At 62.9% G+C, this 21535-nt stretch carries 28 protein-coding genes; 11 read left to right on the top strand and 17 right to left on the bottom strand.

Annotated elements, in window-relative coordinates:
* The first annotated feature begins 127 nt into the window (after window positions 1–127).
* Window positions 128–1003 carry an ABC transporter substrate-binding protein gene (locus tag NLM33_RS04450; protein WP_254094926.1) on the top strand — a complete coding sequence of 292 codons (876 nt, stop codon included), beginning with the start codon at window positions 128–130 and terminating at the stop codon, window positions 1001–1003.
* A gap of 139 nt (window positions 1004–1142) precedes the next feature.
* On the opposite strand, the gene NLM33_RS04445 is transcribed toward NLM33_RS04450, so the two are convergent.
* From NLM33_RS04445 to NLM33_RS04420, 6 genes are all read right to left on the bottom strand, one after another.
* Entirely contained in the window at window positions 1143–1607 is a 465-nt protein-coding gene (locus NLM33_RS04445) for an RpiB/LacA/LacB family sugar-phosphate isomerase (RefSeq protein ID WP_254094925.1), read from the bottom strand.
* A gap of 168 nt (window positions 1608–1775) precedes the next feature.
* Window positions 1776–2480: a GrlR family regulatory protein gene (locus NLM33_RS04440; RefSeq protein ID WP_254094924.1), complete on the bottom strand. Its 705-nt coding sequence runs from the start codon at window positions 2478–2480 to the stop codon at window positions 1776–1778.
* A gap of 260 nt (window positions 2481–2740) precedes the next feature.
* Window positions 2741–3592: a tetratricopeptide repeat protein gene (locus NLM33_RS04435; RefSeq protein ID WP_254094923.1), complete on the bottom strand. Its 852-nt coding sequence runs from the start codon at window positions 3590–3592 to the stop codon at window positions 2741–2743.
* Window positions 3593–3624: 32 nt separating this feature from the next.
* Window positions 3625–4311 (bottom strand): substrate-binding domain-containing protein, encoded by a 687-nt coding sequence (locus NLM33_RS04430; protein WP_254094922.1) that lies wholly within the window; start codon window positions 4309–4311, stop codon window positions 3625–3627.
* Window positions 4312–4330: 19 nt separating this feature from the next.
* A complete protein-coding gene (locus tag NLM33_RS04425) occupies window positions 4331–5035 on the bottom strand; it encodes a GrlR family regulatory protein (RefSeq protein WP_254094921.1) in 705 nt (234 codons plus the stop codon).
* 201 nt (window positions 5036–5236) lie between these two features.
* Window positions 5237–6271, bottom strand: a complete 1035-nt coding sequence (locus NLM33_RS04420) for a glutamine synthetase beta-grasp domain-containing protein (protein WP_254094920.1) — start codon at window positions 6269–6271, stop codon at window positions 5237–5239.
* 537 nt (window positions 6272–6808) lie between these two features.
* Here NLM33_RS04420 and NLM33_RS04415 point away from each other — a divergent pair.
* Window positions 6809–7012: a DUF2735 domain-containing protein gene (locus NLM33_RS04415; RefSeq protein ID WP_254094919.1), complete on the top strand. Its 204-nt coding sequence runs from the start codon at window positions 6809–6811 to the stop codon at window positions 7010–7012.
* A gap of 113 nt (window positions 7013–7125) precedes the next feature.
* On the opposite strand, the gene NLM33_RS04410 is transcribed toward NLM33_RS04415, so the two are convergent.
* The gene (locus NLM33_RS04410; protein WP_254094918.1) at window positions 7126–7434 is read right to left on the bottom strand and encodes an MliC family protein; all 309 of its coding nucleotides are present in this window, start codon (window positions 7432–7434) and stop codon (window positions 7126–7128) included.
* A gap of 84 nt (window positions 7435–7518) precedes the next feature.
* On the opposite strand from NLM33_RS04410, the gene NLM33_RS04405 reads away from it, so the two are divergent.
* Window positions 7519–8262, top strand: a complete 744-nt coding sequence (locus tag NLM33_RS04405) for a tyrosine-protein phosphatase (RefSeq protein ID WP_254094917.1) — start codon at window positions 7519–7521, stop codon at window positions 8260–8262.
* Here NLM33_RS04405 and NLM33_RS04400 read toward each other — a convergent pair.
* A complete protein-coding gene (locus NLM33_RS04400) occupies window positions 8252–8998 on the bottom strand; it encodes an SGNH/GDSL hydrolase family protein (RefSeq protein ID WP_254094916.1) in 747 nt (248 codons plus the stop codon). The genes NLM33_RS04405 and NLM33_RS04400 overlap by 11 nt on opposite strands.
* 119 nt (window positions 8999–9117) lie before the next feature.
* Here NLM33_RS04400 and NLM33_RS04395 point away from each other — a divergent pair, with 119 nt between their 5' ends.
* Window positions 9118–9798, top strand: coding sequence for an SDR family oxidoreductase (locus NLM33_RS04395; protein WP_254094915.1), 681 nt, complete (start codon window positions 9118–9120; stop codon window positions 9796–9798).
* Here the strand turns inward: NLM33_RS04395 and NLM33_RS04390 are convergent.
* Window positions 9795–10142, bottom strand: coding sequence for a GrlR family regulatory protein (locus NLM33_RS04390; protein ID WP_254094914.1), 348 nt, complete (start codon window positions 10140–10142; stop codon window positions 9795–9797). The two genes, NLM33_RS04395 and NLM33_RS04390, sit on opposite strands and share 4 nt — an antisense overlap.
* A gap of 135 nt (window positions 10143–10277) precedes the next feature.
* Between NLM33_RS04390 and NLM33_RS04385 the strand changes: the two genes are divergently transcribed.
* Both NLM33_RS04385 and NLM33_RS04380 read left to right on the top strand, forming a co-directional pair.
* Entirely contained in the window at window positions 10278–10964 is a 687-nt protein-coding gene (locus NLM33_RS04385) for a DUF2161 domain-containing phosphodiesterase (protein WP_254094913.1), read from the top strand.
* A gap of 103 nt (window positions 10965–11067) precedes the next feature.
* Complete coding sequence (locus NLM33_RS04380) at window positions 11068–11373, top strand: hypothetical protein (protein WP_254094912.1); 306 nt, start codon at window positions 11068–11070, stop codon at window positions 11371–11373.
* A gap of 63 nt (window positions 11374–11436) precedes the next feature.
* On the opposite strand, the gene NLM33_RS04375 is transcribed toward NLM33_RS04380, so the two are convergent.
* Both NLM33_RS04375 and NLM33_RS04370 read right to left on the bottom strand, forming a co-directional pair.
* Window positions 11437–12048, bottom strand: coding sequence for a GNAT family N-acetyltransferase (locus NLM33_RS04375; protein WP_254094911.1), 612 nt, complete (start codon window positions 12046–12048; stop codon window positions 11437–11439).
* Window positions 12049–12198: 150 nt separating this feature from the next.
* Window positions 12199–12600, bottom strand: coding sequence for a PaaI family thioesterase (locus tag NLM33_RS04370; RefSeq protein WP_254094910.1), 402 nt, complete (start codon window positions 12598–12600; stop codon window positions 12199–12201).
* 186 nt (window positions 12601–12786) lie between these two features.
* On the opposite strand from NLM33_RS04370, the gene NLM33_RS04365 reads away from it, so the two are divergent.
* Window positions 12787–14055 (top strand): lipoprotein-releasing ABC transporter permease subunit, encoded by a 1269-nt coding sequence (locus tag NLM33_RS04365; RefSeq protein WP_254105648.1) that lies wholly within the window; start codon window positions 12787–12789, stop codon window positions 14053–14055.
* Between the two features lie 27 nt (window positions 14056–14082).
* Here the strand turns inward: NLM33_RS04365 and NLM33_RS04360 are convergent, their stop codons facing one another.
* Window positions 14083–14316, bottom strand: a complete 234-nt coding sequence (locus NLM33_RS04360) for a hypothetical protein (protein ID WP_254094909.1) — start codon at window positions 14314–14316, stop codon at window positions 14083–14085.
* Window positions 14317–14603: 287 nt separating this feature from the next.
* On the opposite strand from NLM33_RS04360, the gene NLM33_RS04355 reads away from it, so the two are divergent.
* The 4 genes from NLM33_RS04355 to NLM33_RS04340 are packed head-to-tail and all read left to right on the top strand — an operon-like array spanning window position 14604 to window position 16059.
* A complete protein-coding gene (locus tag NLM33_RS04355; RefSeq protein ID WP_027523917.1) occupies window positions 14604–14927 on the top strand; it encodes a helix-turn-helix transcriptional regulator in 324 nt (107 codons plus the stop codon).
* Window positions 14924–15349: an SRPBCC domain-containing protein gene (locus NLM33_RS04350; protein WP_254094908.1), complete on the top strand. Its 426-nt coding sequence runs from the start codon at window positions 14924–14926 to the stop codon at window positions 15347–15349. The genes NLM33_RS04355 and NLM33_RS04350 overlap by 4 nt, the downstream gene beginning before the upstream one ends.
* A gap of 33 nt (window positions 15350–15382) precedes the next feature.
* Complete coding sequence (locus NLM33_RS04345) at window positions 15383–15589, top strand: hypothetical protein (protein ID WP_254094907.1); 207 nt, start codon at window positions 15383–15385, stop codon at window positions 15587–15589.
* Between the two features lie 56 nt (window positions 15590–15645).
* On the top strand, window positions 15646–16059 hold the full coding sequence (locus NLM33_RS04340; protein WP_254094906.1) for a DUF1801 domain-containing protein: 414 nt from the start codon (window positions 15646–15648) through the stop codon (window positions 16057–16059).
* Window positions 16060–16234: 175 nt separating this feature from the next.
* Here the strand turns inward: NLM33_RS04340 and kynU are convergent, their stop codons facing one another.
* From kynU to NLM33_RS04315, 5 genes are all read right to left on the bottom strand, one after another.
* Window positions 16235–17443, bottom strand: a complete 1209-nt coding sequence (kynU, locus tag NLM33_RS04335; RefSeq protein ID WP_254094905.1) for a kynureninase — start codon at window positions 17441–17443, stop codon at window positions 16235–16237.
* Window positions 17444–17501: 58 nt separating this feature from the next.
* Window positions 17502–18341, bottom strand: coding sequence for a tryptophan 2,3-dioxygenase (kynA, locus tag NLM33_RS04330; RefSeq protein WP_254094904.1), 840 nt, complete (start codon window positions 18339–18341; stop codon window positions 17502–17504).
* Window positions 18342–18367: 26 nt separating this feature from the next.
* Window positions 18368–19177, bottom strand: a complete 810-nt coding sequence (locus tag NLM33_RS04325) for an alpha/beta hydrolase (protein WP_254094903.1) — start codon at window positions 19175–19177, stop codon at window positions 18368–18370.
* Between the two features lie 241 nt (window positions 19178–19418).
* Complete coding sequence (locus NLM33_RS04320; protein ID WP_254094902.1) at window positions 19419–20696, bottom strand: ArgE/DapE family deacylase; 1278 nt, start codon at window positions 20694–20696, stop codon at window positions 19419–19421.
* Between the two features lie 50 nt (window positions 20697–20746).
* Window positions 20747–21472 (bottom strand): pyridoxamine 5'-phosphate oxidase family protein, encoded by a 726-nt coding sequence (locus NLM33_RS04315; protein ID WP_254094901.1) that lies wholly within the window; start codon window positions 21470–21472, stop codon window positions 20747–20749.
* Window positions 21473–21535: the final 63 nt, after the last annotated feature.

The following is a 21535-nucleotide window of genomic DNA, read 5'->3' as shown; positions in this document are numbered from 1 at the left end:
GGAGTTCATCGGATATCTCAGCGCTATTGGCGCTACGGCAGGATCAACGTTGTTTGGTCGGGGCTCAAGCGCGCAGTCTGTGTCAAAACGTCCGCTCATCGCATGGGCAGGAGCTGCGCCTCCGGGTGTGAAGACGCCCCAATTCATAGTGGACTTGACGTTCGGCAATTTTGTTAAGGGGCTCTCTGAGTTCGGTTACGAGCAAGGCCGTAACATCGATATCATTCGGCGAACGGACATCTTCCGGGACCGGGTACCATCCATTCAGGAGATGGTGGCTCTGCTCAAACCCGATATCATCGCTGCGCCTGCAACACTGGAAGCCGTCGCTGCCCGAAAGGCAACATCGACAATACCGATCGTCTGTGCCGCGCTTGCCGATGCGGTCCATCTCGGCTTGATTGCCAGCGAAGCTCGCCCGGGAGGAAATGTCACGGGCATTGAGCCCTACATCGCGGGTTTGCCGACCAAGCAAATTGAAATCGCGCGAGAAATCGCGCCGAAGGCACGGCGCGTCGGACTGCTTACCAATATGAACGATCCCAAGGGTCCGCCTCAAGTCGGGGATTTGACGGCAGCTTGCGGGGCTATGAGCCTCAGCGTGGTCGAAGCCGATGCCAGTACGGCGAGGGACATTCCGGATGCGCTCGCTGCACTGGCGAACGAAGAGGTCGATGTCGCTGTTGTCCTTCAGACCAACCTGCTGCTCAACATGAGCGAGCAGATCGGCACTATCGCCCTTGAAAAGCGGCTGCCGACCGTCTTCGGGTATCGCGAGCATGTTATCCACGGCGGTCTTGTGAGCTATGGCGTTGACTTGCGCTGGTGCTATCGTCGCTGCGGTTATTTTGTGGACAAGATCCTTAGGGGAACACAACCGGGTGATCTTCCCATCGAATTTCCAAGCCAGCTGTGGTTGGCAGTCAATCTCAAGACGGCAAAGGCTCTCGGCGTGGCTGTACGGGAAGGGCTCCTCGCCCGCGCCGACGAAGTGATCGATTGATCACGGGCTTACTTCTGCTGATGGCCCATCAGCGAAGTGGAGGCACGTCTCAACGAGGTCGCTCCGCGTGGCATTGCGGACCCGATTTGCTCACGTTGAGTTCTTCGCATTTTGGGCCAACACAGACGTATTCTACAATTTAGAAAATATCGAGTTTAGCCAATCGTTCTCGACGCGCGGCGTAACGATCGCCTAGAGCGGGGGTGTTCAGAAATGTCTTGAGAATATGCTCGGCGGTGGCGTCATCGGTGACATCCGCGCCTAAGACCAGCATGTTGGCGTCACCATGTTCGCGAGCGGGGACGCTTTCTGCTGCGGTATGAAGGAGTGTCGCACGCATGAAGGGAAAGCGGTTGGCCGTTATTGCCATCATCTGCCCGCTGCCGCATATCCCTATGGCGAAGTCGGACCGGCTCGCCTTGATTTCAGCTACCAACTCAAGCGCGTAGTCCATCGCATCGACCCGCTCGGTGGCGTTGTCCGTTCCGCAGTCCTTCACGCTGTAGCCGTTGGCACGCAGCCACCCGGTTAGTCGCCCCTTCAAAACGACGCCACGATGGTCAGCCGCGATTGAGATTGGTTTATCAGTCAGCTTCTGGATCATGTCGCAACCTAGCGTGCGCGTGGAGGCTGGTGCAATTCCGCAGTCGTTTTCTTACGTCGGCTCCGGGCCTTTTTCAACGAAATCGACCCTGAGCTGTACTTGGCGGTCGCTCCTGCAAGGTCGGCAAGTAACAGCAAAGCAGACGCGACGAATCTACGAGCACACGCCCTAGGCCCGCCGCATCAGCTTGAGCGAAGCTGCAAGGCGCAGGCTGCGCTTGCCTGCAAGCGCAACGCCTTCGAGCTCGCCGCTATCAGCGGTGCAGCTTCCCGAAAAGCCTATGCCGACTTCGTAGCCGCCGAACACTGGGTTCTCGCCCTTCGCCGGCGTGTGCTCCTGGTTGAGCATCTCGCCCTTCCAGCGGCCGTCCGCCGAGGAGTACGAGCCGAGATAGTAGAAGAACGCATCGCCGCCGAGGATGCGGCCGTCCATCAGCAGCATGACGCCCGAGAGGCCGGCATCGACACCATCGAGCGCGCGCAGATGGATCGCGTAGAGCCCGTTCGCGATGCCGCCTGCTCCGACAATGCCTCGTGGCGGCAACGCATCGTCATCGAGCCGCGTCAGCTCGGCCCAGAACATCGCGCCGGGCGCCGGCGCCGCCTCGCCTTCGAAGCGGATGCCATTGCTGTGGGTCCGGCCGCGCACGCTGATAGACATCGCATCAGCGCCCAACAGCGACTTGTAATAGGGATCGTGGTTGTGACGCTGGGTGACCACCTCTCCGATGATCTCGCCGCCGCGCTCCTCATAGGTGCCGAGATGTGCAAAGGCGGAATTGCCGCCCAGCAGCTTGCCGTTGTGCATGCACATGATGCTGCGGCCGAACGCATCGTTGACGCCGTATTCGACCTTGTAGAGCCCGTTCAGCAATGAAGGATCCCGGAAAGCCATTTCGAGTAGCGGGTTAGTCGCGGGCTACCTAGCACCGCCGCCTTGCCGAGGCCATCCGGCTTTTGCGCGCAGGGCGCTCTCGTTGGAGAGGCGCTTTCCGCTCCGATGATGCCATCATGCCTCTGATTTGCCCGACGCGTCAACGAATTTCGTTAAATCAGCAATCCATCGCACCGGTCCGCCCGGCTACTTTGCATGGGGTTGTTTTCGATCTTTTTGTTACTCGGCCCGCAACGGGCTCAGAAGCAAAGCGTGGTGACGAGCTGGCCCTGCTTGTTCTTGATCGCATAGGGACAGCGGATGCGTTCCAGTGCCTTCTTGGCGTCCTCGTCGCCCAGCGCCGCCGCTCGCTCGTAATAGGCCTTCGCAGCAGTCGCATCCTTCGGACCGCCACGGCCTTCCTGCGCGAACGCGCCCATCCGCTCCAGCGCGCCCGGGTGGTTTTGCGCGGCCGCCTTCTCCAACAGCGCGCGCGCCGCAACGTCGTCCTTTTGACCACCATCGCCGCTCGCGAGCATCAGGCCGAGCTGATACTGCGCCTCCGCGTTGGTCTCGGCGGCCTTGCCGAGCAGCTCGCGCGCCCGCGCCGGGTCGGCCGGAGCTGCTCCGGGCGAACCACCAAGCGCGGCGAGATTGCTGACGCCGCGGGGGTTGCCGGCCTGCGCCGCCTTCTCGAACAGCTTTCGCGCCTGCGCCTCGTCTTTGGCGACGCCTGCGCCGGTGCCGTAGAGCACGCCGAGCTCGACCATCGCCGCGCTCGAGCCCTTGTCGGCCGCCTTGCGCCAGGCTGCCATCGCCTCCGCCATCTGACGATTGGCGGCGTAGGCGCGCCCGAGCTCGAACATCGCGCGGCGCGAGCCGCCTGCCGCCGTCTTGCAGAACTTGATCGCGGTCGCGATGTCGGCGCTCGCGACCTCGGCCACCCCCTTCACGTCAGCCGGCTTGTCGGGATCGCTGGGATCGGCCGCCAGGCGATCGCACAGCACGAGATCGGCCGCCAGGCGATCGCACAGCACGAGATCGGCCGACTGCGCATGTGCGGCGAGCGGTGCCACGAACGTCAGGAGAATGGCGCAGAGAGCTGTCCGCATGGCCAGAAGGTTGCGTCCGGGCGTTGGCGAATTCAAGGCTCGAGGCCCGATCGCCGCAGCACGGGCGCAACCTCGGGCGAGGCCAGATAGCGCAACAGACGATCCGCGGCCTCAGCATTCGTCGCCGTTGTCATGCGACCGGCCGAGAACAGCGCCGGCGTCTGCAATGCGAGCGGGATAGGTCCGACCACTTCGATGCCTTCGACCTGCTTCAACTCGCTGATCTGCTGCACGGCCAGATCGGCCTCGCCGCTGATGAGCCGTTCCGCGGTAAAGCCCTGCTGCACGATGGTCGCCCTGGCATTGATCTCGGCCACAATGCCCATCCGTCCGATCAGCTCGGCAAGGTAGATCCCGCTCGCGCCCAGCCGCGAATAGGCGACGGATCGCGCCGCAAGCAGCGTCTTGCGCAAGGCGCTCTCGCTGGAAATATCAGGATGCGCCTCTCCTGCCCGCACGGCGATGCCGACATGGGAGCGCGCGAGATCAGCAGCGCTTTCCGCCACCACGCGGCCCTCGGCGATGACCTCGTCGAGGCCTTCGCGCGTCAGGATCACGAGATCGGCGGCCTCGCCGTCGCGCAGACGCTTGAGCAGCGCCTGGGTCGGCGCGAAGTCGGCGTCGATGTGGACACCCGTCGCGGCTTCGTAGGCGGAGGACAGGTTGCGCATCGCCCCCATCAGGCCGAGCGTCGAGAGCATGCGGATGGTGTTTTCCATGGTTCTCCGAAACATCCAATCAGGCGCGATGCATCAGCTTCAGCGCCGCGGTCAGCCGCAGGCTGCGTTTGCCGGCGAGCGCGGTGGCTTCCAGCACCGCCTGCTCGTCGTCATACGTGCCGGAGAAGCCGATGCCGACCTCATGCCCGCCCAACACCGGATTTTCATCGCGTGCGGGCGTGTGCTCCTGGTTCAGGATCTGCCCCTTCCAGCGGCCGTTCGCGGCCGTGTAGCTGCCTATATAATAGAACGAGGCATCGCCGCCGAGGATGCGCCCCTGGTTGAGCAGCATGACGCCGGTGAGGCCCCCTTCGATGCCATCCAGCATCCGCAGATGGATCGAGTAGAGACCGTTGGCGATGCCGCCCTCCCCGACGCCGCCGGCGATCGGCACCTCGTCCTCCCTGATCGGCATCATCACCGACTGGAAGGGCACGCCGGGCAACTCCTTCAGCTCGCCCTTGAAACGGTAGAGATCGCCGTCCGGCAAGCCCTTCGCGATCAGGGTCGCATCATCGGTGCCGGCCATCGCGCGATAATTCGGATCGGGATTATGGCGCACGGTCTTGATGACGATGGCGACCTCCTCGCCCGTCTTCTGATAAGTGCCGATATGGGCAAAGGCCGAATTGCCGCCAAGCATCCTGCCGTCGCCGACATGCATCACGCTGCGACCAACAGCTTCGCCGAGCTGAAACCGTACCTTGTAGAAACCTTCCAACACCAGCCGTGTCCCCGGCCTGCGCGCATCCGAGGCGCCAGTCTATCCCGCTTTCAGCCGTGAGAGACAAAGTTTCGTGCGCCCAGACCAAACGCTCGATATCGCCAACTGTCATCAAAATGCAAAAATCCGCCGAAGCCTTTCGGCCTCGGCGGATTTAGAGCCAACCCGGACCAAGCCCCCAAGGTCCGGGCCGGGAGGATCTTAGGCCACCGCCTTCTTGTCGGTCGGCACGGACGAGATCGTCTTCAGGATCTGCGAAGCGATCTGGTATGGGTCGCCCTGCGAGTTCGGACGACGGTCTTCCAGATAGCCCTTGTAGCCGTTGTTGACGAAGGAATGCGGAACGCGGATCGAAGCACCGCGGTCGGCCACGCCATAGCTGAACTTGTTCCAGGGCGCGGTCTCGTGCTTGCCGGTCAGACGCTTGTCGTTGTCCGGGCCGTAGACGGCGATGTGGTCCATGAGGTTCTTGTCGAAGGCCGCCATCAGCGCCTCGAAATACTCCTTGCCACCGACCGTACGCATGTACTCGGTCGAGAAGTTGGCGTGCATGCCCGAGCCGTTCCAGTCGGTGTCGCCGAGCGGCTTGCAGTGGAATTCGATGTCGATGCCGTACTTCTCGGTGAGGCGCAGCATCAGGTAGCGGGCCATCCACATCTGGTCGGCAGCGGTCTTGGAGCCCTTGCCGAAGATCTGGAATTCCCACTGGCCCTTCGCGACTTCGGCGTTGATGCCTTCATGGTTGATGCCGGCGGTCAGGCAGAGGTCGAGGTGCTCTTCGACGATCTTGCGAGCGACGTCGCCGACGTTCGAGTAGCCGACGCCGGTGTAGTACGGACCCTGCGGGGCCGGATAGCCGGACGACGGGAAGCCGAGCGGACGGCCGTCCTTGTAGAAGAAGTATTCCTGCTCGAAGCCGAACCATGCGCCGGCGTCGTCGAGGATCGTGGCGCGCTTGTTGGACGCATGCGGGGTCTTGCCGTCAGGCATCATGACTTCGCACATCACGAGCACGCCGTTGGTGCGGGCGCCGTCCGGGAACACCGCGACCGGCTTCAGCACGCAATCGGAGCTGTGGCCTTCGGCCTGCTGGGTGGAGGAGCCATCGAAGCCCCAGAGCGGAAGCTGCTCGAGCGTCGGGAACGACGCGAATTCCTTGATCTGAGTTTTGCCGCGCAAATTCGGAGTCGGCGTATATCCGTCGAGCCAGATGTACTCGAGCTTGTACTTGGTCATTGAGCCTCTCTGTAGATGATGCGAAAGGTGGGGACCGGTGGCCCCCGCACGTTGTACCCGGCCACCATCGGCCGGCGCTTTACAAGCATTTCGCGTGCCAAAACGCCGCATTGCGGGACGTTTTCCACCACCGCTCCTCAGGCTCAGGGCCCCGCCGGCAATCCACAGCGTCGTGCGTCAAAGCAGCGCACCTTTGCGTTACCCCGCACCGCAAAAAAATCGCGGAAAGCGCCCGATTTCACAGCATGTACCGCGTTGCACTTGCCCGCCGGCTAAAGCAGCGCCAACCGCTCGCAATTTTCGCGAAGTCCCTGGCTGCTTCCTCGCAACCTTCGCAATGGCCCAAGCGTTGGTCACCTGGAACCTGCCTTGCAGGGTGCAGAGGCATCACTGCCTACAAATTAGGCCAATAATGATGCCCTTTTCAGCACTTTGCATTTCGACAAGCAGGGCCAATATGGGGTGACCCAGTAACCATAAGCGAACGAGTCGGGCGCACCATGGAGGTCAAGCGCTCCGGCTGAAGGAGATACCGCAATGATGAACACGAACTTGGGCCAAGGGTCGGCCACGATCTACCAATTCCCTGTCGGGGGCCGCGCGGCTCTCGGCGGTCGTCGCTATGGCGAGGCCAGGCTGCCGGCCGATCATGTCTCGTCGCCCGTCGTCGAGACGATCTGCAGCGGCAGCTGGTATCACCAGGAGGCGATCGAGGAAGCCAAGCCGAAATGGGATCGCTGATGCCTGCGTTGCCTTCGGTGCCGCCCCGCGCTCGCAAGCGCCCGGCGGAAGTCTGAAAAGGGTCGAAACGGGATCGTTTCGGCCCTTTTTGATTCTTGTTTTGATTCTTGCGCTCAGCTCAGTTCGCAGGCGGTGATGGGCCGCTTCAGATGCTTGACCGTGGTACCGGTCTTGCCGATCTTCAGCGTGACCCCGGCGCCGGAGTAACGCGCACCCGACAGCGTCAGCCGCTTGGCGAGCGGAATGGCGCCGCCGTCGATCTGCATGAAGGCGCGCTTGTCGTCCGCGTAGAATGCCACGATGAACTGGGTACCATCAGCGCAATGATAGCCCTGAAAGGTCTGCGCCTTCGCGCCGGTCACACGCAAGGTTCCGCCTGCCGCGACAGCGATAGCCAAAATAATGGCCTTGTGCCGGTCCATGTTCGCCCCCTGTAACAGAGTTCAAGTATATCGCGCGCGAGCCCCGCGGCCGATTCCGCCGGCACCATAGCCCAGGCCAACCTTATGTCAGACTCCCCTGCCCGCCATCTCGCCTTGCAAGGTGCCAGCAATTTTCGCGACCTCGGCGGTTACCTGACCGCCGATGGCCGGCAGACGCGTTGGCGACACCTTTTCCGCTCCAATCATCTTGGTCTCCTCACCAAAGCCGATGTCGAGATCGTCCGCGGTCTCGGCGTGCGCAGCGCATTCGATTTCCGAGGCGTCGAGGAGCGTGCGGACGCGCTGTGCGGTGTGCGCGAGATCACCACGCATTCGCTGCCGATCGAGCCGACAGTTGTAGCAGCGCTCAGGGCACAGATGGCCGAGGGCACGTTGACCGCGCCCGTTGCGCTCGAGATCATGCGCGAATCCTACCGCAACTATGTCCGCCACAACACGCACAGCTTTCGCGCGCTGTTCGGTCATCTCCTGGAGGACCGCGCGCCGCTCGTCATCCACTGCACGGCCGGCAAGGACCGCACCGGTTTTGCCTGCGCGTTGATCCTTCATGCGCTCGGCGTGCCCAAGGAGACCATCGCGGAGGACTATCTGCTGACAAACCGGTTCTACCGCCGCGATCCGTCGGCGGCATCCGAACTGCCGCAGGACGTCCGCGACGCGATTGGCTCGGTAGAGGCCTCCTATCTCGAAGCCGGCTTCGAAGCCGTGCGCGCCGACTATGGCGACCTGGAAACCTACTTGCGCGATGGTCTCAAGATTGGCGCGCCAGAACGCGACGCGCTGAAGGCACGTTATCTCAAGCCGTAATCAAACACGGGCATTTTTGCGTCGCGCCGCTGGCCTTGAGGATCGCCGAACGAAGGGCACGGGCGACCTGCATGGTGCTCCAGTCGCTCTGGTGCAGCTGCAACTCATCGTCCGGAGCGAGTAGCTGCTCGAACGAAGCGTTGTTGTGCACGTTCCAGTGCCGCATCAGCGCCCAGCGCTGGAACAGGTTGACCTTGGCGTCCTGCGCCGCGATCCGGATCGCCGACGCCATCTTCTCCGAGAGTTCGGCCTTCTCGTCGAACAGCATGGCGGTCACGTATTGTGGATCGATCAGCACGACATCCATGGTCGGATGGTCGCGCAGGAGTTTCAATCCCTCGACGATTTTTCTGACCACCTCATCGAAGTCGAACTGTTCCTTGCGGAAAACGGCGTTGGTTCCGACTTGCCAGAGCACCAGCGAAGGATTGTCAGCAAAGATATCATCCGTGAACCGGCCCACCTCCTGCGGCGCATCTTCGCCGCCTTTGCCGCGGTTGAGCACGTCGATCCGGATGTTCAGACGGGGATCATCATCCTTGAAGTGTTTCCTCAAATACAGCTCGAGCCTCGCGGGATACGCAACGACATTGCCGAGCCCGGCCGTCGAGGACGACCCCATCGCCACGATACGCACGGGGCCCTTTCCGGCCAACGCCGTCCGGAAATTGTCCAGCGGAAACTTCAGATCAACGATCGCTGCAGGAAACTCGATGGTCGGCAAATTGTCGGACATGAAACAGCCTCCTCCACGATCTAAAGTTGCATCTATAGCCCAGCCTTGAAGCTGCCGCCATTGCAAGTCCAATTCGCTCCGCGCAATAGTCGGCGCGCATCAAACCGACGGAGAGCATCGTGCAGGGAAAAGTCATTGTCGTGACCGGCGCGCTCGGCGCGCTGGGCCAGGTGGTGGCGGAGACGGCGCTGGCGCGCGGCGCGCGCGTCGCCGGCATCGATCACGCGCCTTCGCAGGCAGTCGCGACTGCGCAGCATATCGAGATCGGCGGCGTCGATCTCTCGGATGAGGCGCAGGCGAAGACAGCCGTCTCGGCGGCAGCAAAACATTTCGGTCGGCTCGATGCGTTGATCAACATCGCCGGCGGCTTTGCCTTCGAGTCCGTCAACGACGGCGACATCAGGACCTGGCAGCGCATGTACGCGCTGAACGTGCTGACCGCGCTCAACACCTCGCGCGCCGCGCTCTCCCATCTTGCGACCTCCAAGGCCGGCCGCATCGTCAATGTCGGTGCCATGGGCGCGCTCCAGGCCGGCTCCGGCATGGGCCCCTACGCAGCCTCGAAGGCCGGCGTACACCGCCTCACAGAGGCGCTCGCCAATGAGTGGAAAGGCAAGGTCACGGTAAACGCGGTGCTGCCCTCGATCATCGACACCAAGGCCAATCGCGCCAGCATGCCGGATGCGGATGTCTCCAAATGGGTGACGCCGCAGGAGCTCACCGAAGTGATCCTGTTCCTCGCAAGCGATGCAGCAAGCGGCGTGACCGGTGCGCTTATCCCGGTGAGCGGACGCGTTTAGTCCGGTACCAGGAGCCGCAGATTGCCCTTGAAGCGGATGCTCTGCTTGCCCGCGAGCGCGATGCCCTCGCCACAGGCGATCTCGTCCGTATAGGTGCCGCTGAAGCCCATGGTGACCACCTTGCGGCCCCACACTGGACGTTCATCAAATGAGGGCGAATGTTCTTCGTTGGTGACCTCGCCCTTCCACTTGCCGTTGGCGGAGGTGTAGGTGCCGTAGTGGAAGAAAAAAGAATCACCGCCGCGCATGATGCCATCGCGCAGGACCACGACGCCCTGATTGCCGCCCTGAACGCTGTCGAGCATCTCTATTCGGATGTGATAGAGCCCATTCCTGATTGTCATCTTCCGCGCCCAATTGTCCCACGCGCAAGATAGCCCCTCGATACCTCTCGATCAAATGGCCGGCCAGCGCCTACCCGATCCGGGATAGACTGGCCGCAACTGATTCTCCACGAACGCAAGACCCGGAAGCCTTCTTTGGAAACCGCGCTCTATCTGCCAGTCAAACGCTTCCTCGAAGAGCTCGGCTTCACCGTGAAGGGCGAGATCGGCGGCTGCGATCTCGTCGGCCTCAGCGCCGGTGATCCGCCTGTCGTGGTGATCGGCGAGCTCAAGCTCGCTTTCAATCTCGAGCTGATCCTGCAGGCTGTCGATCGCGCCCCGGCCGGTGATGAGATATGGATCGCCGCAAAAATGTCGGCGCGCGGCAAGGGGCGCGAGAGCGACGCGCGTTATCGCAATCTCTGCCGCCGCCTCGGCTTCGGCATGCTTGGAGTCACCGAGCGCGGCCAGGTCGAGGTGCTGGTGAAACCGCCGACCGCGGCGCCGCGCCGCGAGCCGAAGAAGCGCTCGCGGCTCGTCGCCGAGCATCAGCGCCGCCAGGGCGATCCGGTGCTGGGCGGCAGTACGCGCGCGCCGATCATGACGGCCTATCGCCAGCAGGCGCTGGCCTGTGCCTCGGCGCTCGCCGACGGCCCGCGGCCGGTGCGCGATCTGCGCACGCGGTGTCCTGATGCCGGCAAGATTCTGCTGCACAATGTCTATGGCTGGTTCGCGCGGGCCGAGCGGGGAATCTACGGATTAACCGAGGCCGGACGCGCGGCGCTGAAGCGCTGGCCGCAGCCGAAAATCGCGCTCGATGCCGGTCAGCCGTCGCCGCCCTGACATCAGATCAATGCAAGGCGCGAATAACTGAGATGCCACACCAAATTCATATTGCAATGCAACATGGGCAGCACTAGGTATCCCGGATCGAAATGAGGCTACCATGAGCGCAGACTGGAATACCAAATATGGCACGCGGCGCGTCCGCCACGATCCGCCGACCCTGGACGAGGCGATTTTCGCCGCGATCGGCATTACCGACGATCAGGCACAGCAGGCCGAGATCGCCGCGTCCCTGATGGGCATGCCGCTCGACGTCGTGCAGGCCGAGGTGAAGAAGCAGGCCCGTACCAACAGCCGTATCACCGCCACGCGCGTGATTGCCGGCGAACAGGGCGCGCAGCGCTCGGTGGTGGTCGAGCGCCGCGTCGTGCGCCGCTTCGGCAACGACAAGCGTACCGGCACCTGAAGCGTTCTCGTCTCTACTCTCGGATACGAAAGCGGACCGGCGTTGCCGGTCCGCTTTTTGATTTTAGGCGGCGCGATTGCCGTACATGCTGGAAAACAGCTTCCACCATGTGCTGTTGAAGCTCAGCAGCGCGCGGCCGGCCTTGAACGGCGCAGCCGCGAGATCCGCTAGCTCCGCCTCCGGCGTCTTGGTGAGGTCGATCGTGCCGGTCGACTCGCCGTGCCGAAATGCCAGATGCGCGCCGAACTTCTTCGCGAGCGCCCGCATCGCCTGATTCTCCGCGCCCGTCGTGATGCGCAGGCGACCAAATCCCTTCCAGCGTGCTTCCGCGATCAGCCGCCGGAACAACACGGTGCCGACGCCCTGGCGGCGCGCGGAGGCTTCCACGCTGAATGCCACTTCGGGCAGCGAATCGCCTTCCGGCGGATGCAGCTCGGCCGCGCCGCGGACCACGCCATCGACGATGTAGGCGACGATCACAGTGCCGTCCTCCGCACAGCGGGCGGCGTAACGCTCGATGAAGCTGTCGTCGAGAAAACCGTTGAAGCGGTCGTGCCGACTCTCGGGATCGAGTCTCAGCAAATGATCGCGCAGGAGCGGCAATTCCTCTTGCTGGATCAGGGTCCGCACATAGCCCTGGACGGACTCCGTGTGCATGGTCTCTTCAAGTGCCACGTCAAAACTCCTCTTGGTGTCCCTCGAGGAGGCGTTCGAATCCCTAGGCCTCCTATATTGTGCGTCGCAGCATAATTTGCAAGACGGGAACCTGCCCAAGTTTGAGGCATGGCAAACGACCAATTCGTTAACAAACTCAAAGCCCCGTAATCATACGAGGACCATCTGGGTCTGGATCACCAGCGCCACCAGCTTGCCGTCCTCTGTTTCAAGGCGGGTCTGCCAGACCTGGGTCCGCCGTCCCCGGTGGATCGGGGTCGCGGTGGCGGTCACCGTGGCCCCCTCCTTCGCGCCGCCGATGAAATTGGTCTTGCTCTCCAGCGTCGTCGTGCCCTTGGCGTCCGCCGGCAGGTTGATCACAGTCGCAGCCGCCCCGACGGAATCGGCAAAGGCCATGATGGCGCCGCCATGCGCGATGTGGCCGAGCGTGCAGAGGTCGGGCCTGATCATCATTTTCGCCACCACGCGGTCCGGCTCGGCCGCGACGAACTGCACGCCCTTGAGTTCGGCAAACGGCATCTTCATCGCATGAAGTCTTTCAAGCGGCATCATCGGATCTCCTCCCAGTGTCTTGAATTCTCAACGTGAATTGTCCAGCGACACAAAGCAATGACGTCCGAGGTCATTGCCACGATGATATCGATGCCGCCTCCACGCGCCACGTTTGCCTGAGCACTCCAGGGTCGCCAAACCGGCTGCAACTGGACAGAATGACAGGTCTGACGAGACCTGATGATCATGACAGCGCCGCTCAAGACTGCTCCCTTTGCGCCGTTCGAATGGATGCTGTCTGCTCGCTATCTGCGTGCGCGGCGCAAAGAAGGCTTCGTCTCGGTCATCGCAGGGTTTTCGTTCCTGGGAATCATGCTGGGCGTGGCGACCCTCATCATCGTGATGGCGGTCATGAACGGCTTCCGCAAAGAGCTGCTGGACAAGATCCTTGGGCTCAACGGGCATGTTCTGGTTCAGCCGCTGGAATCGCCGCTGACCGACTGGAAGGACGTGACCGAACGCATCAGCCAGTTGAAGGGGGTTCGACTGGCTGCGCCCGTCGTTGACGGGACGGCCCTGGCATCATCCGCAAACGCCTCCGGCGTCCTGGTGCGCGGGATCCGCGCGGCCGATCTCAACAAGCTCGCTTCGGTCGCCGGTAACATCAAGCAGGGTTCGATCGAGCATTTTGACGGGGATCAAGGCGTCGCGATCGGCCAGGGCCTCGCCGATCAGCTTTCACTGCATGCCGGTGACGCCATTACGCTCGTCGCGCAGCACGGCGCGGTGACGCCAATGGGCGTCATGCCGCGCATCAAGAAATACAAGGTCACGGCTGTGTTCGAGATCGGCATGTCCGAGTACGACGCGAGCGTGGTTTTCATGCCGATTGCGGAGGCGCAGTCCTACTTCAACCGCAGCGGGGATGTCACGGCGATTGAGGTGTTCACGACCGACCCGGATCACATCGACATGTTTCGCAGGAATGTGATGGATGCCGCCGGCCGGCCGATCTTCCTGGTCGATTGGCGGCAACGCAACTCGACCTTCTTCAGCGCGCTTCAGGTCCAGCGCAACGTGATGTTCCTCATCCTGACCCTGATCGTCCTCGTGGCTGCCCTGAACATCGTGTCGGGCCTCGTCATGCTGGTGAAAGACAAGAGCAGCGACATTGCGATCCTCCGAACCATGGGAGCTTCGCAGGGCTCGATTATGAGGATCTTCCTGATCACCGGCGCCTCGATCGGCGTCGCAGGTACGCTGATCGGCTTCGTCGTCGGGCTTCTGGCCTGCCTCAACATCGAATCGATCCGGCAGTTCATGTCCTGGCTGACCAGGACCGAATTGTTTCCGCCAAAACTCTACCTTCTTTCGAAGCTCCCGGCGGAAGTCGAGGTTGGCGAAACCTCCGCGGTCGTGATCATGGCGCTGACGCTTTCGTTTCTCGCAACGCTCTACCCGTCATGGCGCGCCGCGCGGCTCGATCCCATCGAGGTGCTGCGGCACGGAGGCTAGAGCGCCAGACCGAGATGGACGTGCTGGTTATTTCGTCTTATCGCCGGTCAGCGCGTTCTTGTAGATCTTGCCGTTGCGGATGAGCACGTTGGATGGCGCCGAGAGCGCACTGTTCCGGCCGTCGAAGATGCGGACGCTTTGAAACAGGATCGCGGACCCCTGCTGGGCCCGCGCAGGCGGCGAAGTAACAAGGCTGACGCCGATTGCGACGACCAACACAAAGACAATGAAGATACCACCGGGCTTGCGCACGTCAGACATTTCCGCCCTCCTGCCGGCACGTCTGCTCGTCCCGCGGCAGCGATGCCTTGGGACTTGAGTCAGCGCCGGCATGTTGAGCGAGTCAACTTACAACCCATGCGGAAACATGCAGCCCAACCATCCGGTACGAGCGGAGATGGGACCGGAGCTGTCGCGCCTGGCTTCAATTGATTCAAACAGGAGCCGTTCCGTCCTGGCGCAAGCGACGTGAACCGCATCCCCCGCTTGACGCATTCATAACTATTGGGTTATACGACAACTCATAACCAATGAGTTATAAATCTCGCATGGCCAACACCCACGATGTGCTGTTCCGGACCCTTGCCGATCCAACCCGGCGGGCAATCTTCGAGCGACTGTGCCGCCACGGCGAGCAGACCGTTGGCGCGTTGACCGCGCGGGCTGGCGTGTCGCAACCGGCCGTCTCGAAGCATCTCATGGCGTTGAAACAGGCGGGCCTCGTGCGCGACCGCCACGAGGGCCGCCAAACGCATTACAGCGCGCAGCTTCGCGCGCTCGCTCCGCTGATCGACTGGACCAGCAAGATGACCGGCTTCTGGCAAAGCCGGTTCGACGACCTCGAAGATCTTCTCAAGAGGATGGACCAATGAACAAGACCGAGACCCGTTCCGTCGTCGTCGAGCGTGAGTTCGCACATCCGCCCGAGAAGCTTTGGCGCGCTCTGACGCAGCCGCATTTGATTTCGGAGTGGCTGATGAAGAACGATTTTGTGCCGGTGGTGGGCCACCGTTTCAACCTCACCGGCGAGTGGGGCGGCGTGCTCGACTGCGAGGTCCTCACGATCGAACCGAACAAGGCGCTCGCCTACACCTGGAACTTTGCGCATCAGGATGCGGCCTACAATCTGGAGAGCGTGGTGACCTTCACCCTCACACCGACGCGGGGCGGAACTCTGCTCCGCGTCGAGCAGGTGGGATTCCGCCCGGACCAGAAGCAGGCCTATGGCGGCGCACATGCTGGATGGAAGCAGTTTTTGGCGAAGCTGGAAGAGGTTCTGCCGCAGGCAGACTGACGCCGCCGTCGCACTGTAGGATAGGAGGTTTCATTGAACTGGAACATGTGGATTCGGCAGGTTCACCGCTGGCTGTCGATTGGCTTCACGGTCGCCGTCATGATCAATGTCCTCGCGATGGGACTGGAGCAGCAGGCGATCTGGATCGGCCTCATGGCGCTGTTCCCGCTCATCCTGCTTCTGCTCTCCGGCCTCTATCTGTTCGCCCTGCCCTATGCCACCAAATGGCGCAGTGGCTGACGGCGATCGCTCGCCTGACATAGAACAGGACCGGATTTCGGAGCACAGGATCTCAAATGACTCCATCGGAAAAAATCGACCAGCTGATCGCCGGGATCACCGACTGGCGCGGCAAGACGTTTGCGAACCTGCGCAAGACCATCCTCGAGGCCGATAGCGAGATCGTCGAGGAATGGAAGTGGATGGGCAGCCCGGTGTGGGAGCGCGACGGCATCATCGCGGTCGCCAATGCCCACAAGGGCAAGGTGAAGCTGACCTTCATGTACGGCGCCCGCCTTGCCGATCCCGACAAACTCTTCAACGCCGGCCTCGAAGGCAACGAACGCCGCGCGATCGATTTCCTGGAGGGTCACAAGATCAATGCGCGGGCGCTGAAAGAACTCGTGCGCGCGGCGATCGACTACAATCAGGGCAAGGCGAAGAAGAAGGCGCCGGCCGCGGCGGGTGCGAAGGCGCGGAAAGCGGGTTGAGCTACTACCGCTGTCGTGCCCCGCGAAGGCGGGGCATCCAGTACGCCGCGGCTTCTCCGTATTCCATCACGGTCTCTGGAATACTGGATCACCCGCTCCAGTGCGCAATTGCGCACAAGGCGGGCGATGACGCTAGAGTGTGGTGAGCGCCTGCCACAATGCTCGCCATTGCGAGCTACGTCACCGCATTCACGACCTGGTATTCCGGCCGGCGCCAGATTTCGCCTGATATCACCTCCTCGATGATCTCCGCCGCCTTCATCACCTCGCTCTCCCCGATATACAGCGGCGTCAGGCCGAAACGCATGATGTCGGGGGCGCGGAAGTCGCCAATCACGCCGCGCGCGATCAGCGCCTGCATGGCGGCGTAGCCACCTTGGAAGGCGAAGGAGACCTGCGAGCCGCGCATCTCGTGCGCGCGCGGCGTGACCAGCCTGAGATGCGGGCAGCGGCGCTCGACCTCAGCGATGAGGAGATCGCCGAGCGCGAGCGATCGGGCTCGCACTTCCCCAAGATCGACGCGGTCCCAGATGTCGAGTGAAGCCTCCAGTGCGGCCATCGCGAGCACCGGCGGCGTGCCGACGCGCATGCGTTCCACGCCGCCCGCGGGCGCGTAGCCGAGATCGAAGGCGAACGGCTTTGCGTGGCCCATCCAGCCGGAGAGCGCGGCCCGTGCCTGATCGGCGTGACGCGGCGCGACATAAAGGAAAGCCGGCGCGCCTGGACCGCCGTTGAGATATTTGTAGGTGCACCCAGCAGCGAAGTCGGCGCCGACGCCGGCGAGATCGACCGGCAGCGCACCGGCCGAATGCGCGAGATCCCAGACGGTCACGATGCCCAGCGTATGCGCTTTTGCAGTGAGCTCCGCCATGTCATGGCGGCGACCGGTGCGGTAGTCGACCTCCGTGAGGTAGAGCACCGCAATCTCCTCCGACAGCGCGGCCTCGACCGCTTCCGGCGCCGCGAGGCGCAACTGGTGCCCTCGCCCGAGCGTCGCGATCAGGCCTTCGGCCATGTAGAGATCGGTCGGAAAATTGCCGGTGTCGGAGAGCACGACCTTGCGATCAGGACTCATATCGAGCGCAGCAGCGAGCGCCTGGTAGGCCTTGAGCGAGAGTGTATCGCCCATCATCACCGAGCCCGCCTCCGCGCCGATCAGCCTGCCGACGCGATTGCCGACGTTGCGCGGCTGCACGTACCAGCCCGCCGTGTTCCAGGCGCGAATGAGCTCATCGCCCCATTCCTGCCGGATCACGCGGTCGACCTTTTCGGCAACACCAAGCGGCAGCGCGCCGAGCGAATTGCCGTCGAGATAGATCACGCCCTCGGGCAGATGGAAGAGCGCCCTGGTGTCCTCGTAGACGCGAAGTCGGGTCTTGGTCATGGCTTGCTCAAAGGCAGGACTTGTTCAAAGGCAGGACTTGCTCAGAGGCAGGACTTGCTCAGAGGATCGTGCGCACGCGCCAGAGTTCGGGGAACAGCTCGACCTCCAGCATGCGCTTGAGATAGCTGACCCCGCCGGTGCCGCCGGTGCCGCGCTTGAAACCGATGACGCGCTCGACGGTGGTCACGTGGTTGAAGCGCCAGCGGCGGAAATAGTCCTCGAAGTCGACGAGTTTTTCGGCGAGCTCGTAGAGCATCCAATGCGTCTCCGGCGCCTCGTAGACCCGGCGCCAGGCCTGAAGCACGCCCTCGTTCAGGTTGTGCGTCTCGCTGACGTCACGCGCCAGGACAGCAGGCGGCATCGCGAGCCCCTTGCGATCGGCGAGGCGCAGCACCTCGTCGTAGAGACTCGGCGTCGCCAGCTCCCCCTCCAAAAGCCGCGTGACCTCGACGTCATGCGCATGGGGCTTGAGCATCGCGTGATTGCGGTTGCCGAGGAGATATTCGATCAGGCGGTACTGGCTCGACTGGAAGCCCGAGGATTGCCCGAGCTTGGAGCGGAAACGCGTGTACTCGCTCGGCGTCATCGTGCGCAGCACGTCCCAGGCACTGTTGAGCTGCTCGAAGATGCGGGAGACACGCGCGAGCATTTTCATCGCCGGCGAGACTTCGTCCTGCGCGATGGCGCGGCGGGCGGCACTGAGCTCGTGAATGGCGAGGCGCATCCAGAGCTCGGAGGTCTGGTGCTGGATGATGAACAGCATCTCGTCATGCGCGTCCGACAGCGGATGCTGCGCGCCGAGGATCGCATCGAGCTGGAGATAGTCGCCATAGGACATGCGCCGGGCGAAGTCGGTCTCGGCGCCCTCGGCGGTGGGATCGTAGTCGTTGCTGGTCATGACATCCGCTCTCCGATCGATCTCCGTCAGTCCAGGCCGACCAGGCTCGCGTTGATTTTTGACGAGGGATCCTTGAGCCCGTCGACGACAGAGAAATGGTTGTAGCCGGGCTCGACCACCAGACGTGTCGGCACGTCAAAGCCGGTCCAGACGTTCGCCATCAGCTCGGCCTGGCGGACGAATTCGGGCCGCTCGGCGCCGCCGACCCAGGCCGTGAGCGGCGCGTGCCCGCGCGGCAGATGCAGCGCTGCGCTTTCGAGCGTCGCCTCCTCCAGCGACATTCCGAGCGTCGCATTCATTTTCGTCCTCAAGAGAGGGCGCAGATCATGCAGACCGCTGATCGAAAGCGTCGCGGCGATGCGATTGTAGATGGCAGGCTCAAGCCGGCTGTCGTCGCACAGCATGCGCGTGACGAGATGACCGCCGGCGGAATGGCCGGCGAGCCGGATCGGCCCGGAGACGAGCGCGGCCGCGGCGGCGATGGCGGCGGCGATCTCGGCCGTGATGTCGGAGATCCGCGCGGCGGGCGTCAGCGTGTAGCTCGGCAGCGCGACGGCCCAGCCGTGGTGGCGCGCGCCTTCGGCAAGGTCGGTCCATGACGATTTGTCGAAGCGCATCCAGTAGCCGCCGTGCACGAAGACGACGAGACCTTTGCTGTCGCCATCCGGCAGAACCAGGTCGAGGCGTTGGCGCTCGCCTGAGCCATAGGCGATGTCCGGACGAAATGCCCTGAGCCCCGCGCGATAGGCCGCGGCGCGCTCCGCCCAGAGCGCGGGCAATATGTCCGATCCCGGCACGTGAGCCGAGTTGGCATAGGCATCGTCCCAATCGCGCATCGTTACTCCCAGAGGACTCGCGGACAACAGGTGCTACTCTGCCACCAGCGGGGCGTTCGTCCTAGTCTTTATTTTAAGCTTAAAGCTTTTGGCCGCGTCTGTAGGGTGGGCAAAGCGACTTGTCCGCCGTAGCTCGAAGAGCGAAGGCGGAAGCGTGCCCACCACTTGGGTCGCAATCCGGGAAAGATGGTCGGCACGGCGCAGGCGCGCCCTTGCCTACCCTACGAAAAGGCGGCGGAGCCTACGCCTTCTCCACCCCGCACCACTCCGCGATGAACAGCGCCATCGCCTTGGTCGACTTCTTCAGCGAGTCCAGATCGACATATTCGTTGAAGCCGTGCATCTCGCCGCCGCTCGGGCCGAAGCAGAGGCTGGGGATGCCGTGATTAAGACCGTAGAAGCGGGTGTCGGTGAGCGCGGTGAAGACGAGGTCTTCGACCGCGCCGCCATAGACGGCGTTGAAGGCCTTGCCGAAAGCGGCTTCCGGCGCGGCCGCGTTGGTCAGCTCATAGCCTTCCGACAGGAAGCCGGACCATTCGACTTCGGGCGGATTGTTGGCGAGGAAACGATGGTTTCGCGCTGCGGCCGCTACACAAGCAAGAATCTCTTTCTGGTGATCGGCGATCGACCAGCCCGGCAACACCGCGATACGGCAATCGACGTCACACCAGGCCGGCACGCTGGAGGCCCAGTCGCCGCCCTTGATGATGCCGGGGTTGAAGTTGATGGGATGGTTGAGCGTCTTGAAATAGCGATCGCTCTTCGCGCGCTCATTCCATTCGATCTCGAGCTTTTGCAGGGCCTGGATCAGGTGATAGGCCGCCATGATCGCGTTGGCGCCGGAGCCGGCAAACGCCACATGGGTCGGATGGCCCTTCACGCGCAGGCGGAACCAGATTACGCCGACCTGCGAGCGCACCATCTTGCCGCCCGTCGGCTCCGGAATGAAACAGGCATCGGCGCGATAGCCGCGCTGGAGCGTCGAGAGCGCGCCGACGCCGCTGCTCTCCTCCTCGATCACGGACTGAAAATGGATCCGCGCCGTTGGCCGAAGGCCTGCAGCCTTGATCGCATCAAGCGCATAGAGCGCGCCGATGGTGCCGGACTTCATGTCGCAGGCGCCGCGGCCATACATTTTGCCGTCCTTGATGACCGGCGCAAATGGCGGGGTATCCCAGAGCTCCAGCGGTCCCGCCGGCACGACGTCGCAATGGCCTTGCAGGATCAGCGACTTGCCGCCGTTCGTTTGCGGGCGGTAGGTGCCGACCACCGTGCGCGCTTTGGAGAAATCGTGCTCGATCGGGCCGAAGCCGCGCAGATCTTTCAAGTCGTCGACATTGATGTGCCAGTCGTCGACCTCATAACTCCGCGCGCGCAGGAGGTCGCCCATCATGTCCTGACAGGGGCCTTCCGCGCCGCGGGTCGAGGGGATCGCGACGAAATCGCGTGTGGTCGCAAGCTGAGCCTCGAAGCCGGCATCGACGGCGTCGAGAATCCTCTGCTGCGTTTCGGCATTCATGCTGGCAACTCCGTCAGGCATTCCAAGGAACGCCGCGAAGCTAGCCGATTTCAGCCCTCCGGGTACTCCTGAAAATAGGCATCCAGCAATGCATCTTCGAGCAGTCGGCCTTCCGAATAGCCATTCAGCGTCGCCGGCCGCGTGACGCCGTCGAGCAGACGCGTGCAAGGTTCCGGCGCACCAAGCACGGTGCGCACGGGAATCCGCTCCGCATAGATCGGCAGCGCATAGTCCTCGTCGTCATCTGCAAGCCCCTTGGCGCGAACCTTGGCCGAGGCTTCCTCGATCTCCATCGCGATGAAGGACGTCGCCTTGATCTCCTGTGTGCTGCTCGGGCGCAGGCCCGCAGTGCGATCCGGGAAGAAGCGATCGACCATGGCGACCAGCGCGCGCTGCTTCTCGTCCGCATCGGTGACGAGGTAGGCGGTGCCGAAGGCCATCACCGCGCGATAGTCCGCCGAATGATTGAAGCCGCAGCGCGCCAGAACCAGGCTGTCGAGATGTGCAACGGTGAGACAGACCCTCTGGCCTTCCGACTGGTTGCGCAGCATGCGGCTTGCGCTGGAGCCGTGCCAATAAAGTTTTGTCCCTTCCCGCCAGAAGAAGGTCGGCGTGCAATAGGGCTGGCCGTCGATCGCATAGGAGACGTGGCACAGCATTGAGGAGTCCAGGATGCGGTGAACCGTGGCGTGATCGTACGAACCGCGGTCATGGCGGCGCTTGACCTGGTTGCGGGACGAGACCGGATAGGACGTGGTGGCGATACCGTCGGACACGGCGACTCCTGTCGTGACATTTGACTCTGGACGGAGTTGTAGCGGCCCATTTGGTCTGCGATA

This window comes from Bradyrhizobium sp. CCGUVB1N3, from assembly GCF_024199925.1.
In the GTDB taxonomy this organism is placed as follows: Bacteria; Pseudomonadota; Alphaproteobacteria; order Rhizobiales; family Xanthobacteraceae; genus Bradyrhizobium.
Note: the sequence above shows the minus strand (reverse complement) of the source record. Positions and strands in the feature narration are given on the sequence as shown.

Excerpts from the sequence above, each read along its gene's own strand:
- NLM33_RS04445 (WP_254094925.1), bottom strand. The coding sequence starts at position 1,607 with ATGATCCAGAAGCTGACTGATAAACCAATCTCAATCGCGGCTGACCAT.
- NLM33_RS04435 (WP_254094923.1), bottom strand. The coding sequence starts at position 3,592 with ATGCGGACAGCTCTCTGCGCCATTCTCCTGACGTTCGTGGCACCGCTC.
- NLM33_RS04430 (WP_254094922.1), bottom strand. The coding sequence starts at position 4,311 with ATGGAAAACACCATCCGCATGCTCTCGACGCTCGGCCTGATGGGGGCG.
- NLM33_RS04420 (WP_254094920.1), bottom strand. The coding sequence starts at position 6,271 with ATGACCAAGTACAAGCTCGAGTACATCTGGCTCGACGGATATACGCCG.
- NLM33_RS04415 (WP_254094919.1), top strand. The coding sequence starts at position 6,809 with ATGATGAACACGAACTTGGGCCAAGGGTCGGCCACGATCTACCAATTC.
- NLM33_RS04410 (WP_254094918.1), bottom strand. The coding sequence starts at position 7,434 with ATGGACCGGCACAAGGCCATTATTTTGGCTATCGCTGTCGCGGCAGGC.
- NLM33_RS04405 (WP_254094917.1), top strand. The coding sequence starts at position 7,519 with ATGTCAGACTCCCCTGCCCGCCATCTCGCCTTGCAAGGTGCCAGCAAT.
- NLM33_RS04400 (WP_254094916.1), bottom strand. The coding sequence starts at position 8,998 with ATGTCCGACAATTTGCCGACCATCGAGTTTCCTGCAGCGATCGTTGAT.
- NLM33_RS04390 (WP_254094914.1), bottom strand. The coding sequence starts at position 10,142 with ATGACAATCAGGAATGGGCTCTATCACATCCGAATAGAGATGCTCGAC.
- NLM33_RS04380 (WP_254094912.1), top strand. The coding sequence starts at position 11,068 with ATGAGCGCAGACTGGAATACCAAATATGGCACGCGGCGCGTCCGCCAC.
- NLM33_RS04370 (WP_254094910.1), bottom strand. The coding sequence starts at position 12,600 with ATGATGCCGCTTGAAAGACTTCATGCGATGAAGATGCCGTTTGCCGAA.
- NLM33_RS04365 (WP_254105648.1), top strand. The coding sequence starts at position 12,787 with ATGACAGCGCCGCTCAAGACTGCTCCCTTTGCGCCGTTCGAATGGATG.
- NLM33_RS04360 (WP_254094909.1), bottom strand. The coding sequence starts at position 14,316 with ATGTCTGACGTGCGCAAGCCCGGTGGTATCTTCATTGTCTTTGTGTTG.
- NLM33_RS04355 (WP_027523917.1), top strand. The coding sequence starts at position 14,604 with ATGGCCAACACCCACGATGTGCTGTTCCGGACCCTTGCCGATCCAACC.
- NLM33_RS04350 (WP_254094908.1), top strand. The coding sequence starts at position 14,924 with ATGAACAAGACCGAGACCCGTTCCGTCGTCGTCGAGCGTGAGTTCGCA.
- NLM33_RS04340 (WP_254094906.1), top strand. The coding sequence starts at position 15,646 with ATGACTCCATCGGAAAAAATCGACCAGCTGATCGCCGGGATCACCGAC.
- kynU (WP_254094905.1), bottom strand. The coding sequence starts at position 17,443 with ATGACCAAGACCCGACTTCGCGTCTACGAGGACACCAGGGCGCTCTTC.
- kynA (WP_254094904.1), bottom strand. The coding sequence starts at position 18,341 with ATGACCAGCAACGACTACGATCCCACCGCCGAGGGCGCCGAGACCGAC.
- NLM33_RS04325 (WP_254094903.1), bottom strand. The coding sequence starts at position 19,177 with ATGCGCGATTGGGACGATGCCTATGCCAACTCGGCTCACGTGCCGGGA.
- NLM33_RS04320 (WP_254094902.1), bottom strand. The coding sequence starts at position 20,696 with ATGAATGCCGAAACGCAGCAGAGGATTCTCGACGCCGTCGATGCCGGC.